17 protein-coding genes are annotated in these 16,401 nt (G+C 57.6%); 3 read left to right on the plus strand and 14 right to left on the minus strand.

Annotation, left to right across the window (positions count from 1 at the left end):
- Window positions 1–104: 104 nt before the first annotated feature.
- The 9 genes from GH656_RS10495 to GH656_RS10535 form a co-directional block, all read right to left on the minus strand.
- Window positions 105–590 carry a protein YgfX gene (locus GH656_RS10495; protein ID WP_153075828.1) on the minus strand — a complete coding sequence of 162 codons (486 nt, stop codon included), beginning with the start codon at window positions 588–590 and terminating at the stop codon, window positions 105–107.
- A 27-nt stretch (window positions 591–617) separates the two neighbouring features.
- Entirely contained in the window at window positions 618–1,856 is a 1,239-nt protein-coding gene (gene fabF / locus GH656_RS10500) for a beta-ketoacyl-ACP synthase II (RefSeq protein ID WP_153075829.1), read from the minus strand.
- Window positions 1,857–2,102: 246 nt separating this feature from the next.
- Window positions 2,103–2,342, minus strand: coding sequence for an acyl carrier protein (gene acpP / locus GH656_RS10505; protein WP_004197638.1), 240 nt, complete (start codon window positions 2,340–2,342; stop codon window positions 2,103–2,105).
- 148 nt (window positions 2,343–2,490) lie between these two features.
- Window positions 2,491–3,243 carry a 3-oxoacyl-ACP reductase FabG gene (gene fabG, locus GH656_RS10510; protein ID WP_153075830.1) on the minus strand — a complete coding sequence of 251 codons (753 nt, stop codon included), beginning with the start codon at window positions 3,241–3,243 and terminating at the stop codon, window positions 2,491–2,493.
- A 19-nt stretch (window positions 3,244–3,262) separates the two neighbouring features.
- Window positions 3,263–4,204, minus strand: coding sequence for an ACP S-malonyltransferase (gene fabD / locus GH656_RS10515; protein WP_153075831.1), 942 nt, complete (start codon window positions 4,202–4,204; stop codon window positions 3,263–3,265).
- An 89-nt stretch (window positions 4,205–4,293) separates the two neighbouring features.
- Window positions 4,294–5,283, minus strand: coding sequence for a beta-ketoacyl-ACP synthase III (locus tag GH656_RS10520; RefSeq protein WP_153075832.1), 990 nt, complete (start codon window positions 5,281–5,283; stop codon window positions 4,294–4,296).
- Complete coding sequence (gene plsX, locus GH656_RS10525; protein ID WP_153075833.1) at window positions 5,284–6,396, minus strand: phosphate acyltransferase PlsX; 1,113 nt, start codon at window positions 6,394–6,396, stop codon at window positions 5,284–5,286.
- 146 nt (window positions 6,397–6,542) lie between these two features.
- Window positions 6,543–6,722, minus strand: a complete 180-nt coding sequence (gene rpmF / locus GH656_RS10530; protein WP_153075834.1) for a 50S ribosomal protein L32 — start codon at window positions 6,720–6,722, stop codon at window positions 6,543–6,545.
- A 108-nt stretch (window positions 6,723–6,830) separates the two neighbouring features.
- Window positions 6,831–7,445, minus strand: a complete 615-nt coding sequence (locus GH656_RS10535) for a DUF177 domain-containing protein (protein ID WP_153075835.1) — start codon at window positions 7,443–7,445, stop codon at window positions 6,831–6,833.
- A gap of 320 nt (window positions 7,446–7,765) precedes the next feature.
- Between GH656_RS10535 and GH656_RS10540 the strand changes: the two genes are divergently transcribed.
- Together GH656_RS10540 and GH656_RS10545 are read left to right on the plus strand one after the other, a co-directional pair.
- A complete protein-coding gene (locus GH656_RS10540; RefSeq protein WP_153075836.1) occupies window positions 7,766–8,392 on the plus strand; it encodes a Maf-like protein in 627 nt (208 codons plus the stop codon).
- A complete protein-coding gene (locus GH656_RS10545; protein WP_153075837.1) occupies window positions 8,389–9,111 on the plus strand; it encodes an SAM-dependent methyltransferase in 723 nt (240 codons plus the stop codon). Before GH656_RS10540 ends, GH656_RS10545 begins: the two co-directional genes overlap by 4 nt.
- A gap of 46 nt (window positions 9,112–9,157) precedes the next feature.
- Here the strand turns inward: GH656_RS10545 and GH656_RS10550 are convergent, their stop codons facing one another.
- The 4 genes from GH656_RS10550 to GH656_RS10565 are packed head-to-tail and all read right to left on the minus strand — an operon-like array spanning window position 9,158 to window position 12,263.
- Entirely contained in the window at window positions 9,158–10,162 is a 1,005-nt protein-coding gene (locus tag GH656_RS10550; protein ID WP_153075838.1) for a S49 family peptidase, read from the minus strand.
- Window positions 10,163–10,187: 25 nt separating this feature from the next.
- Complete coding sequence (locus GH656_RS10555) at window positions 10,188–10,580, minus strand: Rieske (2Fe-2S) protein (protein WP_153075839.1); 393 nt, start codon at window positions 10,578–10,580, stop codon at window positions 10,188–10,190.
- The gene (locus tag GH656_RS10560) at window positions 10,577–11,236 is read right to left on the minus strand and encodes an HAD-IIIA family hydrolase (RefSeq protein WP_153075840.1); all 660 of its coding nucleotides are present in this window, start codon (window positions 11,234–11,236) and stop codon (window positions 10,577–10,579) included. The genes GH656_RS10555 and GH656_RS10560 overlap by 4 nt, the downstream gene beginning before the upstream one ends.
- Complete coding sequence (locus tag GH656_RS10565; RefSeq protein ID WP_153075841.1) at window positions 11,217–12,263, minus strand: RluA family pseudouridine synthase; 1,047 nt, start codon at window positions 12,261–12,263, stop codon at window positions 11,217–11,219. Before GH656_RS10565 ends, GH656_RS10560 begins: the two co-directional genes overlap by 20 nt.
- A 728-nt stretch (window positions 12,264–12,991) precedes the next feature.
- On the opposite strand from GH656_RS10565, the gene GH656_RS10570 reads away from it, so the two are divergent.
- A complete protein-coding gene (locus tag GH656_RS10570; protein ID WP_153075842.1) occupies window positions 12,992–16,063 on the plus strand; it encodes an Rne/Rng family ribonuclease in 3,072 nt (1,023 codons plus the stop codon).
- Here the strand turns inward: GH656_RS10570 and GH656_RS10575 are convergent.
- Complete coding sequence (locus GH656_RS10575; protein WP_153075843.1) at window positions 15,972–16,382, minus strand: hypothetical protein; 411 nt, start codon at window positions 16,380–16,382, stop codon at window positions 15,972–15,974. The two genes, GH656_RS10570 and GH656_RS10575, sit on opposite strands and share 92 nt — an antisense overlap.
- Between the last annotated feature and the right edge of the window lie 19 nt (window positions 16,383–16,401).

Consider the following 16,401-nt stretch of genomic DNA (forward strand, 5'->3'; position numbering starts at 1 on the left):
ATAAATCCGTTAACTTAACTATAGGGTGCACATCGCGGGCTCATTGTAGCGTTCCGCCTGAACACATCACGTCGTAGTAGTAACAGCAGTTACAGTCTTTACAGTCAAGCGTTCGAACGACGCCGGGCAAGCACGGCGAGCTCTCGAAAAGCGAGTGGACCCAGCGTATCAGCGGGAATCAACAACATTCGGGAACGGCCGTTTTCCCCCACCAGCACGATCATGAGCAACCAGCCACTCCATTGCGAACAGGCAACAATCCGCCCATAAGCGACCCTGACGCCGGCACCGCTCCAGGCTGCCAGCCAGTCCGGCCCCATTTTAAGCACAGCGGGTTGTGCCCGACGGAGGCGCAACGCGCTGGCTAGCAGCACAGCCAGCGTAGCCAGCACGGCCAAAAGCACCTGCCAGAAGCCAAAGCGTGGCACCACTGTCTGGTAGAGCGCGGCCGTTGCAACCACGATAAACAACGCGGCCGCGCCATCTAGCAGCAGCGAAGGCCGCAGCGGAATTGCCTGCGCGCCATCACCAACCAGAACTGCTCCAGCATCAAGCGCAGCAACTGAAGCAGCCGGGGGTGATAGGTGCATTAAATGACCCAGCAAACGGACACCCGCTCAAACACGCTTGAAAACCAGCGTGCCGTTCGTCCCACCAAAACCGAACGAATTTTTCAGCGCGACATCAATTTTCATTTCTCGCGCCGTATTCGCGCAGTAATCAAGGTCACATGCTGGATCTTGATTAAAGATATTGATGGTCGGCGGCGAGATCTGGTGATGCAGCGCCAGCACCGTGAATACCGACTCCAGCCCTCCTGCGCCACCCAGCAAATGGCCCGTCATCGACTTGGTTGAATTGACGACCATATGCTTTGCATGATCGCCAAACGCCCGTTTGATACCGGTGGTTTCGGCGAGATCACCTAGCGGCGTGGAAGTGCCGTGGGCATTCAGGTAATTCACCTGATCGACGTTGACTCCGGCATTTTTCATCGCAGCCAGCATGCAACGGCGGGCACCATCACCATCCTCAAGCGGCGCAGTCATGTGATAAGCATCGCCGCTCATCCCGTAACCACCAACTTCCGCATAAATCTTCGCGCCACGCGCTTTCGCATGCTCGTATTCTTCAAGCACCATCACGCCCGCGCCCTCTCCCAGCACAAAACCGTCCCGGTCTTTATCCCATGGGCGGCTGGCTGTTGCCGGATCATCATTACGCTGCGATAGCGCACGCGCAGCAGCGAAACCACCTACTCCGAGCGGCGACACTGTTGATTCGGCCCCGCCAGCGATCATTACATCGGCATCGCCGTATTCGATCAGACGTGACGCTTCGCCAATGCAATGCAACCCTGTGGTACAGGCGGTCACAATCGCCAGATTCGGCCCCTTGAAGCCAAACTTGATCGACAAATGACCGGAAATCATATTGATGATCGACGCGGGTACAAAAAACGGCGAAATGCGACGCGGCCCACGATTCAGAAGTTCTGTCTGGGTCACCTCAATCATCGGCAGCCCACCGATGCCTGAACCGACCACAACCCCCATCCGTTCAGCGTTTTCGTCAGTAACCTCAAGCCCGCTGTCCTTCATCGCCTGCATGCCCGCTGCCACGCCGTAATGGATAAACGTATCCATGTGGCGTGCTTCCTTGCCGGAAATGTAATCCTCGATATTGAAACCCTTCACCTCGCCAGCGAAGCGAGTCGAGAAGTCCGATGCATCGAACTTCGTGATGTCGGCAATGCCAGACTTGCCAGCGACCAGATTGGCCCACCCATCGGCAACATTATTGCCAACAGGCGAAATCAGCCCCAGGCCTGTAACAACAACTCGGCGACGACTCACGGTAACCCCTTTTTCATAGGATGACAAAAGCAAAAGCCACAACGGCAGCAAGAAACAGTCCTGCATACCGTGTGGCTAGTTAACTCTATAAATGCGTCGACGAATACGCCAACAAATCCGCCGATAGATGCATTGGCCAATACGCTTGCATTCGCCCTGAGCATCGCGCCATTCCTGCTTGCACCGAAACCGGGCATCACAGGGACGCACGCAGCACTAGCACGCAAACGTAAATAGCCAATGACCTTAGGCCTTGACGTTAGCGCGAGCGTAGTCGATAGCCTGTTGCACCGTGGTAATTTTCTCAGCTTCTTCGTCAGGAATTTCCATGCCGAATTCGTCTTCGAGCGCCATTACGAGTTCGACGGTATCGAGCGAATCAGCGCCCAGATCGTTCACGAACGAAGCCTCGTTCTTGATCTCTGCCTCGGCTACGCCCAGTTGTTCTGCAACGATTTTCTTGACGCGCTGTTCGATGTTGTCCATTACCCCTCCAAGGGAAAAAAGTTCATAAATACAAGTGCGGGCATTTTATCAGGTTTGCCCCGGTAAAAATGCCCCACACAGTTCCTGTCCAGACACCGCCCAGGCACATTGCAAACGCACCCAAAAACGGATAAGTAACTGGATTGAATTACGACATGTACATGCCGCCGTTAACGTGAAGCGTCGTGCCAGTAATATAGCCCGCGTGCGGTGCAGCAAGAAAGGCTACCGCATGGGCAATGTCTTCCGGGCTACCTAGACGGCCAAGCGGAATTTGGCTCTTGAGCGCCACTTGCTGATCGTCCGGCAATGTTTTTGTCATGTCGGTATCAATAAAACCTGGCGCTACGCAGTTCACCGTGATGCCACGGCTGCCAATTTCGCGCGCCAGCGAGCGTGTCATACCTGCCACACCCGCCTTGGCTGCCGCGTAATTAATCTGCCCCGGGTTACCCGATGAGCCCACCACCGAAGTGATATTGATGATGCGGCCATTCCGGGCCTTCATCATCGGCCGCAGCACTGCACGCGACAAGCGAAAGACTGATTTGAGATTGGTATCAATCACCGCATCCCAGTCTTCATCCTTCATCCGCAATGTCAGTTGATCCTTCGTAATGCCCGCGTTATTCACCAGCACATGAAGCGCGCCAAACTCCTTAACGATGCCTTCGATCAGAATTTCGGCCGCTGCAGCGTCGTTGACATCCAGCACGGCACCACGTCCACTCAAACCCGCCTCAACGAACAAACCCGTAATCGCTTCAGCGCCGCGGCTGCTAGTCGCCGTGCCGATCACTGTTGCGCCCTGCCGCGCCAATTCCAGCGCGATCGCCCGGCCAATACCGCGTGACGCACCCGTTACTAGCGCGATCTGTTTATCGAAAATATTAACTGTCATAAATATCCGGATTGCCCGTTCAAGCGTTGACGAGCCGAAGTGCCTCATCAAGCGAGGCAGGGTCAGTAATCGACACGCCAGCCAGATTGCCATCAATGCGTTTCGTTAGCCCTGACAGCACTTTTCCAGGGCCCGATTCAATCACATGCGTCACACCTTGCTGCGCCAGCAGCTGGATACTTTCGACCCAGCGCACCGGACCTGCGGCCTGGCGCACCAGCGCGTCCTTGATCTCAGCCGGGTCACTCACCACGGCAACATCAACGTTATTCACCAATGGGATAAGAGGCGTGCGAATCTCGATCTTCGTCAGGTACTCGCGCAACTGGTCTGACGCAGGCTTCAACAGTGACGAATGAAACGGCGCGGAAACCGGCAACGGCAATGCGCGTTTGGCACCCTTTGCCTTGGCAAGTTCGCAGGCCTGTTCAACCGCGGCCTTATGGCCCGCTATCACCACCTGAGCGGGCGCATTGAAATTAACTGCCTCGACGATGCCCGCACCCGCCACGCCTGAAGCCTCCGCGCACACTGCCCGCACGGTGTCGTCGTCCAGACCCAAAATGGCAGCCATACCGCCTGCACCCACTGGAACTGCCGATTGCATCGCTTGAGCGCGAAAGCGAACCAGCGGCACTGCATCACGAAAAGCCAGCGCGCCAGCGGCAACCAGCGCGGTGTATTCGCCGAGACTGTGCCCCGCAACGAACGCAGGCGTAGCCCCTGTTACGGCCTGCCACACGCGATAAATCGCGCAGGCCGCAACCAGCATCACTGGCTGAGTGTTAGTGGTGAGATTCAAATCATCGACAGGGCCTTCAGCAATCAGTCGACCCAGATCCTGGTCGAGTGCCTCTGACGCCTCCTGAAGGGTTTCGCGCACGACAGCGTGATCGGCAAACGCATTGAGCATTCCAACCGACTGCGAGCCTTGCCCGGGAAAAACAAACGCAAATTTCATGTCGCCCCCATTTGATATGCACAGACGCAGCTGTGCATGCGCACATAGCGCGCCCAGAAAATGAGCGCCTGCGCTACTGTGCGATTTTCTTAATAACGAATAACTGAAGCGCCCCAGGTAAAACCACCGCCGACGCCTTCGATCAATACATTCTGGCCACGCTGAATCCGGCCATCGCGCACGGCAACGTCGAAGGCCAGCGGAATAGAGGCGGCTGAGGTATTGCCATGTTCGCCCACCGTGACAACCATCCGCTCCTGCGGCAAACCCAGCTTGCGGCACGTGCTTTGCATAATGCGAATATTGGCCTGATGGGGAATGAGCCAGTCGATCTGGCCGGGTGTCAGACTCGCCTTTGCAAGGGCTTCGAGCGCGACTTTTTCGAGCACATTGACCGCCAGCTTGAACACCGCCTGCCCGTCCATATGCAAAAACGCACTGCCAGCCACCACGCCGCGGTTCACATTACCGGGTGTGCAGAGAATATGTGCGTGGCTGCCATCCGCGTGCAATGCGCTGGCTAGCACGCCAGGTTCATCCGATGCCGACAGGATGACAGCACCCGCGCCGTCGCCAAACAACACACAAGTAGTGCGATCGTTGAAATCGAGAATACGGGAAAAAGTTTCAGCACCAATCACTAGCGCGGTGCGATGCTGGCCACTGCGAATAAAGCTGTCAGCAGTCGCCACTGCATAGGCAAAACCGGAGCAAACCGCCTGAATATCAAATGCCGCCCCACCATTCCGGATACCCAGCTTGTTTTGCAGCAGACAAGCGGTGCTCGGGAAAACGAAGTCTGGTGTGGACGTGGCGACAATAATCAAGTCGATTGACTGGGCGTCAATAGCGGCGGCTTCGATTGCACGTTGTGCAGCGATCAGGGCGAGATCACTGGTTGTGACATCCGGCTCAGCAAAGTGGCGTGCGTGGATGCCCGTGCGGGCAACGATCCACTCATCGCTGGTCTCAACCCCCTGTTGCGCCAGACGGTCAGCAAGTTCCTGATTAGTGATACGCCCGGGCGGCAAATAACTGCCGGTGCCGAGCACACGAGAATAAGTTGTCGATTGAACCATTTATGCCTTCGAGGGTAGCGATGCAGCGCAAGGCTCAGCGGGGAGGCCAATTGCGGAATCTACCCCGGCCACGCCACCAGCATCAAGCGCCGTCTGCTGCAGGGAACGCGCATTGTCGTCCTCCATAGCGCGAGCAAGACGCTCCAGCACGCCATTTTTGGCGGCATCATAGCCGCGTTTGATCGCCCACTCAAATGCGTAGGCATCCGCCGAACCATGGCTTTTAATCACAAGGCCGCGCAGCCCTAGCAAGGCTGCGCCATTGTATTGACGCGGATCTACCCGCTTTTTGAAGCGCAGCAGCACTGGCAGCGCAAGCACAGCCATGATGCGGGTCAACCACGAACGGCCAAACTCTTCCTTGATGATGCTGGAGAGCATCTGCGCCAAACCTTCCGAGGTTTTCAGCGCGACATTACCGACAAAACCATCGCAAACAATCACGTCGGTCGTGCCCTTGTAAATATCGTCGCCCTCAACATTGCCGCGAAAATTCAGCGCGCTGGCACGGAGCAACTCGCCCGCACGCTTGATGGTTTCGTTGCCTTTGATCACTTCTTCGCCGATATTGAGCAGCCCAATCGTGGGATGCTCCTTGCCTTCCAGCGCGGATACCAGCGCATGCCCCATCTCAGCGAACTGCAACAGATGCTGCGGTTCGCAATCGACGTTGGCACCCAAGTCCAGCATCATGGTGTAGCCCGTAGGAGTGGGCATGGCAAACGCAATCGCCGGACGCTCGATGCCCGGCAGCGTTTTCAGCACGTAACGGGAAACCGCCATCAGCGCCCCGGTATTGCCGGCAGAAATACAAGCTTGTGCCGCACCTTCCTTGACGAGGTTCAGCGCAACCCGCATTGAGGAATCTTTTTTCTTGCGCAGCGCAACTTCAACCGGATCGTCCATTGCGACTATCTCGGAGGCAGCAACAACCGTTAACGCTGGATTATTCAGCGCTTTCGATTTTTTTAACTGGGCAAGAATCGCACTTTCAATACCAACGAGCATCAAGCGTGCGTCGGGGTGCGAGCGGACAAAGCTAAGCGCAGCGGGAACGGTCACGGATGGACCGTGGTCGCCTCCCATGCAATCTATCGTGAGCTTTACAGTCATGGAATGCGACGAATTTCAGGCACAAAAAAGCGGCAATTGAATGCCGCCTTTTTGCTGAGCCGGGAAATGTCAAGCGAGCCGATCACTCAGCGAAACGCTAACGGCACGTGCGTTAAAACAACTAACGAAAAACGATTAATCAGGGATTAATCGTTTTTCGTCTTAACGACTTTGCGACCACGATAAAAGCCATTCGGGCTAATGTGGTGGCGCCGGTGAATTTCACCTGTCGATGGTTCAACACCCAGAGGCGCAACGGTAAGACCATCATGCGAGCGGTGCATACCGCGCTTTGACGGCGACTTCTTGTTTTGCTGAACTGCCATGACAACTCCTAAAAATTTTTCAGATTCTAACACAGCCCGGCGACGCTGCCGCCATTAACCCAATGGCCAGCCAGACCGCATGCCTGCCCGACCGACCAACTCAACCACTCAATGCTTCTTGCGCTTTAATGCCTCAAGCACCGCAAACGGATTTGGCCGTTCTGGCTTGCTTTCAATGGCATCCTGCGCCTCGTCCGGCATATCGCCTTGTGCTGCGCCCATGCCAGAAACAAGGCTTTCATGCACCGCCGGACAAATTTCATGCTTGGGCACGAGCGGTAACGCAAGCAACAACTCTTCTTCGATCAGATCGCACAGATCAAACTGGCGCGAACCAACAATCACATCAATTTCGCTTTCATCCAGCGGAAACGCCTCTGCTTCAGCCTCGGTGTTGACAATCCGGTACGTCGCATCAGCAGCAAAGGTTTGCAGATAGGGAGCGAGACATCGCTGGCACTCAAGCCATGCGGCACCATGCAACGCAAGCCGTAAATAAGGCTGAGGCTCTTCGGCACCATTATCTTGCAGCTCAGGCTGAGTCGCGCCCTCGGCTTGCCACGTGAACGTGGTATCACGGTCTGGCGCTTCGGCCGGAATTTCATTTAGCATGCGCGGCAGTTGCGAAGCCCTTACCGCGCCAGCCGCCTGGCAACCACTCCGCGCAAATTCGAACAAATCGAGTTCGCGGGGATCAACCGGCAGCCCCTGATGTTGAGTCATGCTTGCTCCTTTATCAGAAAGGCTTTCGCAGCATGCTTGGCAAAAATATCGTTGCTGGGCACACACCACAGCGCAAAAACACCCAGCACCTGCAGCGACTAGCGCAACCATCAAATAATCGGCAGATCTGAGCCAGCGTTTTGCCAAGGCTTGCTTGGTCAAGAACCAAGACTTACCCACCGCTTAATATTTGCGCTACGCCCAAAAGCCCAAAATCATAACTACTTTGTCTTTTTGAGTCAAACAATTAAGATTGGCGTCGCGCGCGTTGCGCCGCCACCTTTTTTACCTCGCCCGCTCCTCCTAACCGCTGGTTCAACATGTCCGACTCTGCGACTCGCCTTCCCCGTCTGATTCTTGCGTCAAGCTCACGCTATCGCCAGCAACTACTCGAGCGTTTGCGTATTCCTTTTGACGTGGCGGTTCCGGCGCTCGATGAAACACCGTTCACTGGCGAAACACCCGCCGCCACTGCATTGCGGCTAGCTGAAGCCAAAGCGCGGACAGTCGCAGAGCAGTTCAGCGGCAATGGCGACGTGCTAGTGATTGGCTCAGACCAGGTTGCAACCTTCGATAACCGTCAAATCGGCAAGCCTGGCACACACGACAACGCATTAGCGCAGCTCCAGGCCATGCGCGGCCGGGAAGTACTGTTTCATAGCGCGCTATGTCTGTTTGACAGCCGCTCTGGCACGGCGCAAACGCAAGATGTCATCACCCGGGTTCACTTCAGGAATCTGTCCGATGCCGCGCTCGAGGCTTATTTACACACAGAACAACCCTACGATGTCGCTGGCAGCGCCAAATCAGAAGGACTCGGGATCGTGCTGCTCGAAGCCATTCACTCCGACGACCCAACAGCACTCGTCGGCCTGCCACTGATCGCACTCACACACATGCTGCTTGTCGCGGCTTACCCATTATTGGAACTGGAGAAAGCATCTTGAGCAGCGGCGTTCTGTATTTGATCCCCAACACCCTCGGCGAAGGGGATGCCGACGCGCTTGCCACTGTGCTACCGGCCTCCGTTCAGGCCAAAGCCGCAAGCCTCTGCTATTACATCGGCGAAAACGCAAAAACCACGCGCGTCTTTTTGAAGAAAATCGGCACCGAACGGCCCATCCAGGAAATCGAAATCAAGGAATTGAACGTCAATACGCCAGCGGGCGAAATTGACCGGCTGCTAGCGCCAATCCTCGCAGGCACCGATGCCGGGCTGGTTTCGGAGGCTGGCTGCCCTGCTGTCGCCGACCCAGGCGCGCTGCTAGTCAGGCGCGCGCACGAACGAGGTGTCAAAGTAGTGCCCTTCGTCGGGCCTAGTTCGATTTTGCTGGCCCTGATGGCTTCGGGGCTAAATGGCCAGAGCTTCGCGTTTCATGGGTATTTGCCAGTCGATGCCGTCGAACGGGCAAAGCGTCTGCGCGATCTGGAACAACAATCGCGCAAGGGCCGGCAAACGCAAATTTTTATCGAAACGCCGTATCGCAATCGCGCCTTATTCGACACGCTTCTGGCTACGTGCGCGCCATCAACGCTGGTTTGCGTCGCAGTGGATCTCACACTGGGGAGCGAAACGATCATGAGCCACGCCACGGCAGACTGGAAAAAAAAGGCGGTGCCTGATTTGCACAAGCGGCCCGCCATTTTTCTGCTACTCGCGGTTTAACCCCGCACGTCAAACATCGCCGCCCCAGCGGCGACGGCGATGGAATTCAACGCAAGCTAAGTTTGTCGCCAAAGACCAGCGCGTGTATCGCCGCGCTTCCTGCTGCTGCGCCAAATTTACGGGCCACGCGATCGGAAAGACTTTCTTTCACGGTGAAATCAACCAGATCGGGGGCCTTGATAATGTCCCTGGCGACATAGTCAATATCGCCAAAGCCATCGGCCAGACCAAGCCCAACGCTAGTTTCACCCGTCCAGAACAGCCCCGAGAAAATCTCCGGCGTTTCATGCAGACGTTTGCCACGCCCCTTACGCACGGCATCAATGAACTGCTGATGGATCTGGTCCAGCATGGACTGGGCATGGGCGTCCATTTGCGGCGTATCAGGCGAAAACGGATCGAAAAACCCCTTGTTCTCGCCCGAGGTGCGCATCCGGCGCTGGACACCTAGCTTGTCCATCAATCCGGTAAAGCCAAAGCCATCCATGCGCACGCCAATTGATCCAACGATGCTGGCTTTATCCACATAAATCTTGTCCGCGGCAGCGGCGACGTAATAGCCCCCCGACGCGCACATCTCCCCCACCACGACATACAGCGGGATGGATGGGTACTTGCCACGCAACCGGCGAATCTCGTTATTGATAATGCCCGCCTGCACCGGACTGCCGCCCGGGCTATCAACGCGCAAAATAACGCCCGCCGTACCCGCATCGCTAAACGCATCGCGTAGCGAAGCTCCGATATCCCGGGCATTCGCGCCAGAATCAGCGGAGATTTCGCCGTCGAGCGTCACCAACGCCGTATGACGGCCCGTCGACACGGCTTTCTCGCTCGACACGTCAGAGATGCGCCAGATAATGCCCAGCACAATAAACAGAAAGACGAAGCGGAAAAAAATCTTCCAGCGGCGCGCTGCTTTTTGTTCGCTGATCGCGGCCAGCGCGATGCGTTCAAGCGCCGCGCGCTCCCAGCCTGGCTCATCGGCAGGCCGGCTAGCAGGAGATGCTGCGGATGATGCAAAAGGATCTGGAGTGTGATTGTCAGCCATGCTTACAAAGAGGAAGGGAGGAAGATCAAGGGGAGGATGGATGCAGCTCAGCGTCTGGTAGCCAGAACACCGCCCGGCCCTCAGGCGTGTCGCGCTCATCAACGTGGACCGGGCGCAACCGGCCGCCCCGACACGGGCCGCCCTCACATTTACCGGTTTCAGGCGCATAAATTGCGCCATGCGTAGCGCACATCAAGTATAAACCAGACGATTCGAAGAACTGACCTTCTACCCAGTCAAGCTCCATGGGCACATGCGCACAGCGATTGAGATAGCCGTATGCCTGGCCGCCATAGCGAACAAAAAACACCACGGCCGCACCACCGGCAAAAGAAGCTGCACGACGCACACCCGGGCCACCATCGGTCAGTTCGCTGGAAGCACAAATGCGGACCGCGTCAAATTTCACGTCACTCATGCGTACTCGCGTAGCCAGCCCGATAACGCGGCGATGCTGCTCGCCACAAATTGCGGCTGGAGTGCATCCAGCGAGCTGGCTGGGTGTGCACCATAAGCCACGCCAATGCCTGCCACGCCAGCGTTGAGCGCCATTTGCAAATCATGCGTGGTGTCACCAACCATCACGGTGCGGGTCAAATCCTGACCCAGCTCACGGGTGAGCTCATGGAGCATGGCGGGATGTGGCTTGGAAAATGTCTCGTCGGCACAGCGGGTGCCATCGAAAAGACTGGTCAGGTGCACTTGATCCAGCGCGCGGTTCAGGCCCACCCGGCTTTTGCCCGTCGCAATCGCCAGCAAATAACCGTCGTCACGCAATTCCTGCAACATCTCGCGCACACCGGGAAATAACTCGATGGTCTGATCTTTCAGCAGGTAATGAAAACGGTAACGCTCCGTTAACCGCGAGTAATCAGCCGGATCAAGTGTCGGTGCGGCAATCTGCAACGCCTCACGCAGACCCAGGCCAATCACGTAACTGGCTGCCTCGTCAGCTGGCACGGGCAAGCCGAGATCCTGACATGCTGCCTGAATGCTGCGCGTGATATGCGCGGTCGAATCCATCAACGTCCCGTCCCAGTCGAAGACGATCAGGTCAAATTGCTCGCGGGCCATGCGTATGCGTCTCCGGATCAGGTGGGTTGTCGAGAGGGTTCAGTTCATTGAGCTGCTCAAGAAAGCGGCGGCATTCTGCCGGCAACGGTGCATCAAACTGCAATGCTGCCCCGCTAACCGGATGCGTCAGCTTCAAACGATGCGCATGCAAAAACATCCGTTTCAGGCCCGGACGGGCATTGGCCCGAACCAGCGCCTTGTTCAGCGTGAAATCGCCATATTTGACGTCACCGGCAATCGGCAACCCCAAATGGGCAAGGTGAACACGAATCTGGTGTGTACGGCCAGTTTTCAGTTCGGCTTCGAGCAACGCGTAATCAGGCCAGCGCTGCACCAGATTGAACACCGTATGCGACGCCTGGCCATCCGGCTGCACCCGTACACGCCGCTCGCCATCAGCGGTGAGGTACTTGTGCAATGGCTCTTTGACCGCACGGCGGCGGCCCCAGCCGCTGTCCCAAACCCCGTGGACACACGCGTAATAGCGCTTGTCCATCTGGTTCGCGCGAATCTGCTCATGCAGCCCCACCAGCGCCACGCGCTTTTTTGCCAGCATCAGAATGCCGGAGGTTTCGCGGTCCAGCCGATGCACCAGCTCGAGAAACTTGGCCTGGGGCCGTGCCGCCCGCATCTGCTCGATGACACCAAACGCGACGCCGCTGCCACCGTGCACCGCTACTCCAGCAGGTTTATCCAGCACCAGCAGGCAGTCGTCTTCATACAGAATCGTAAACACTGCGGCAGGCACGTGAGGCGCAGCCGGCGGGGCGTCACTGGCGGCAATGCGAATCGGCGGAACGCGCACCATGTCGCCCAGCGACAAACGGTACTGCGCGTCGATCCGGCCCTTGTTCACGCGCACTTCGCCGCTGCGTAAAATACGATAAATATGGCTTTTGGGAACACCTTTACAAACGCGTAAAAGAAAATTATCAATGCGCTGTCCAGCCGCACTTTCGTCGATTTCGATGATTGATACCTGGTCGCTTGCGACCGATTTCCGGGATATTTTGCCTAGCTCTTTCATTCTGAATATAATTTGCCCAGCAGTCTGCGACGGTCGACGCATTGTCCGGGAGTCTGGCGGATTGCTCAGGCGCAAGCAATAAACGATTATTTTACTTGTGTTACTTGTGCCCGGGTCTGGTTGCTCACCCGAAAAATGAGATGCAACAAGTTGTACGCAACCGATCCAGTACCCGGCAGGGATGGTGCCCACAGGCCCGTTCGGTCAAGGTCGGATCAGTGGTAACGGAATCCTGGTTCAAAAGAATTTCACTGACAAGCCCCGGTGCGGTGCGGTTTGCCCCCGTAGCATGAGGCTTGGCAGTTGCGAAAATACGGCGTGCGCCCAACGCGTCCTGCAGAAAGTGCGGGGCTCCAGGCGACATCAGAATGAAACAGGACACCCCGGGCGGCAAGCCGAGCCTTTCTGGCAAACCCGCTCCAGCATGACGGCAGCTTTTGCACCTCCGGTCACGCGTCACCCTGACGCACCGGCGAGAGAGGCAAAAATGCAGAAAACGTCAGGCTGCCTCACGCTACGGCGTGTCCCGCGATTATTTGAAGCCGTGTTCGCGTGTGCCCTACGGCCCCAGTCCTTCTATCGGGACAAGGCCCTCTCAGGCAATTCTCCCGCCATGTTTCCCGCTCCAGCGTACTTGTGAAAACATCAAAGTGCGGCGTGCCACTGCCATGGCCCCACGGCTGATAGCCATGGGCTGAACGCAGGCAGCGCCGCTCTGGAGCCGCTCAATGAAACGCATGCTGTTTAATGCGACGCAGCAAGAAGAATTGCGCGTCGCAATTGTTGATGGCCAGAAGCTTATCGACATTGATATCGAAACCGCCGGGCGCGAACAGCGCAAAGGCAATATCTACAAAGGAATCGTGACGCGCATCGAGCCTTCGCTCGAAGCCTGTTTCGTCAACTACGGCGAAGATCGTCATGGTTTTCTCCCCTTCAAGGAAGTAGCCCGCCAGTATTTCCGTGATGGCGTTGACATGCGCTCGGCGCGCATTCAGGACGCATTGCGCGAAGGGCAGGAACTCATCGTTCAGGTCGAAAAAGAAGAGCGCGGCAACAAGGGCGCGGCCCTCACCACGTTCATTTCGCTCGCTGGCCGTTATCTGGTCCTGATGCCGAACAACCCACGTGGTGGTGGTGTTTCACGTCGTATCGAGGGCGACGACCGCCAGGAATTGCGCGAAACCATGGGCCAGCTGCAATTGCCCGAAGGCATGAGCATCATCGCGCGCACCGCGGGCATTGGCCGCAGCGCCGAAGAACTGCAGTGGGACCTGAACTACCTGATGCAATTGTGGCGTGCGATCGAAGGCGCGTCACAAAGCGGCCAGTCCGGCCAGCCGATGCTGATTTATCTCGAATCCAGCCTCGTGATCCGAGCGATTCGTGACTATTTCCAGCCGGATATCGGCGAAATCCTGATCGACACCACCGAAATCCACGACCAGGCTCGCGCCTTCATGGATATCGTCATGCCGGACAACGTCGGCAAAGTGAAGCGCTATCACGACGACGTGCCGCTTTTCTCCCGGTTCCAGATCGAACACCAGATCGAAACCGCCTACTCGCGCACCGTGCCCCTGCCGTCTGGCGGCGCTATCGTGATCGACCACACGGAAGCACTGGTCGCAGTCGATGTGAACTCGGCCCGCTCCACCAAAGGTGCCGACATCGAAGAAACGGCGGCGCGCACCAACCTTGAAGCAGCCGACGAAGTCGCCCGCCAGTTGCGCCTGCGCGATCTGGGTGGGCTGATCGTGATTGACTTCATCGACATGGAGTCGCCCAAAAGCCAGCGCGAAGTCGAGCAACGCCTGAAAGACGCCCTCCGGCATGACCGGGCCCGGGTCCAGATGGGCAAGATTTCGCGCTTCGGGCTGATGGAACTGTCACGTCAGCGCCTGCGTCCCGCCCTGTCTGAAGGTAGCCACGTCACTTGCCCTCGTTGCAACGGCACGGGCCACATCCGCGACACCGAATCATCCGCGCTGCAAGTGCTACGGATCATTCAAGAAGAAGCAATGAAGGAAAACACGGCGGCGATTCATTGCCAGGTGCCGGTTGAAGTCACCGCGTTCCTGCTCAACGAAAAACGTGCAGAAATCAACAAGATCGAGTCGCGCTTCAAGGTCAATGTCGTTCTGATCCCGAACAAGCACCTCGATACGCCGCATTACAAACTCGAGCGTCTGCGTCACGATGACGCCCGCCTCGACGACCCGCGTGCTTCCTGGAAAATGGCGGAAGAAGCCGCCCGCGAACTCGAATCCGAAACCGGCTACAGCAAGCGCATCGAAGAAGTTAAGCCGAAGCAGGAAGCCGTCGTGAAAGGCATTACGCCAGAAAAGCCCGCACCAGGCGCGCCAGTTCGCCCGGCACCGGTTGCTGCGCGCGCTACCACGCCAGCAGGAGGCGGTTTCATCGGCTGGCTCAAGAATCTGTTCGGAATTCCATCCGAAGCACCTGCACCAGCCACTCCGGCCACGACTGGCAAACCCAGCCGCCCGGCGCGCGAGCGCACGGAGCGCGGCGGCGAGCGCGGTCGCAACCGCCGTGGCACTGGGGGACGTGAAGCGGCAGGTCGCGCCGAAGGCACGCCGTCAGGCACACGCCAGGGCCAGGCAACTGCACCGCGCCGTGAAGAACGCGAGACGCGCGAAGGCCGTGAACCACGCGAGGGCCGTGAACCACGCGAAGGCCGTGAACCACGCGAAGGCCGCGAGCCACGCGAGGGCCGTGAACCACGCGAAGGCCGTGAACCACGCGAGGGCCGCGAGCCACGCGCTGGCCGTGAACCACGTGAGAATCGCGGCGAACGTGGCCAAGATCGTACCGATGCAAACGAAACCGCACCGCGCGGTGAACGCCGGGAACGTGGTGAGCGCGGCGAACGCAATGATCGCCGCCGTCAGCCAGAAACAACCGAAGCGCTGAACGAAGAAAATTCGTTGCAGCAAACGCCCGCTGAAATGGCTGAAAACGCCATTCTGGCCGATCAGGAAGCGATTGCACGGGACGGTGACGAGCGTCGTCGCCGTCGCCGGGGACGTCGTGGTGGACGTCGTGAGCGTGACGAGGAAGGCGGCGAACAAACGGCGCATTTCAGCGACGCCGAAGACAGCACCCCGCGCGCCCAGGAACTGCAACCGCAGCAAAGCTATGAAAAAGCCAGTCCTGCTGCACCTGAACCAGCCGTTGAAGTGGCCCGTGCCAGCGTGACGCAAGCTGCACCAGCGCCAACACTGCAGCAAGTCTCGACCGCACCAGCACCGGCTCCTTTCGTACCTGCCGCTGTCGTACCAGCTCCCGTCGTGCCTGTTGTTGTCGAAACAAGCGCAGCGCCAGTGCCGCAGCCCATACCTCAACCGGTAGTGACTGAAGTCGTCAAACCTCAGCCTACGGCATTGGTCATGGTCGAAACGGTTGCTGCACCGGTGCCCGCACCGGCACCGATCGCGGTTGAAACAGCGTCCGTGGCTCCTGTCGCGCCTGTGCAAGTGCAAACTACCGCACCAGCGCCAGCACCCGTCCCAGTCGCAGCGGTAGCATCACCCGTGCCCCCTCCAGCTCCGGCCGCCGCACCCGCATCAGCCCCGGCTGGCTTATCAGCGGAAGCATTGCAACCCGTGCTGGAAAGCGCTGGTCTGGTCTGGGTCAACACGGATGCCAGCAAGCTGCGTGCAGCTCAGGAAGCCTCCGCGCAAATCGTCAGGCCAAGCCGCGCCCCACGTGAGCGCAAGCGTGCAGCACCTGCTGAAAACGCACCGATGCAACAGGTCGAAACCGGCAAGAATTCCTAGTCAGCCGCCGGTTTTCTGTTTCAGTTAGTGAAAGGCCCACCCAGCTCTGCGGTGGGCCTTTTGCCTTTTGCCTTTTGCCTTTTGCCTTTTGCCTTTTGCCTTTTGCCTTTTGCCTTTTGCCTTTTGCCTTTTGCCTTTTGCCTTTTGCCTTTTGCCTTTTGCCTTTTGCCTTTTGCCTTTTGCCTTTTGCCTTTTGCCTTTTGCCTTTTGCCTTTTGCCTTTTGCCTTTTGCCTTTTGCCTTTTGCCTTTTGCCTTTTGCCTTTTGCCTTTTGCCTTTTGCCTTTTGCCTTTTGCCTTTTGCCTTTTGCCTTTTGCCATCTACAGCAAGCGGCTACGG

This window comes from Paraburkholderia bonniea, from assembly GCF_009455625.1.
Taxonomy (GTDB): domain Bacteria; phylum Pseudomonadota; class Gammaproteobacteria; order Burkholderiales; family Burkholderiaceae; genus Paraburkholderia; species Paraburkholderia bonniea.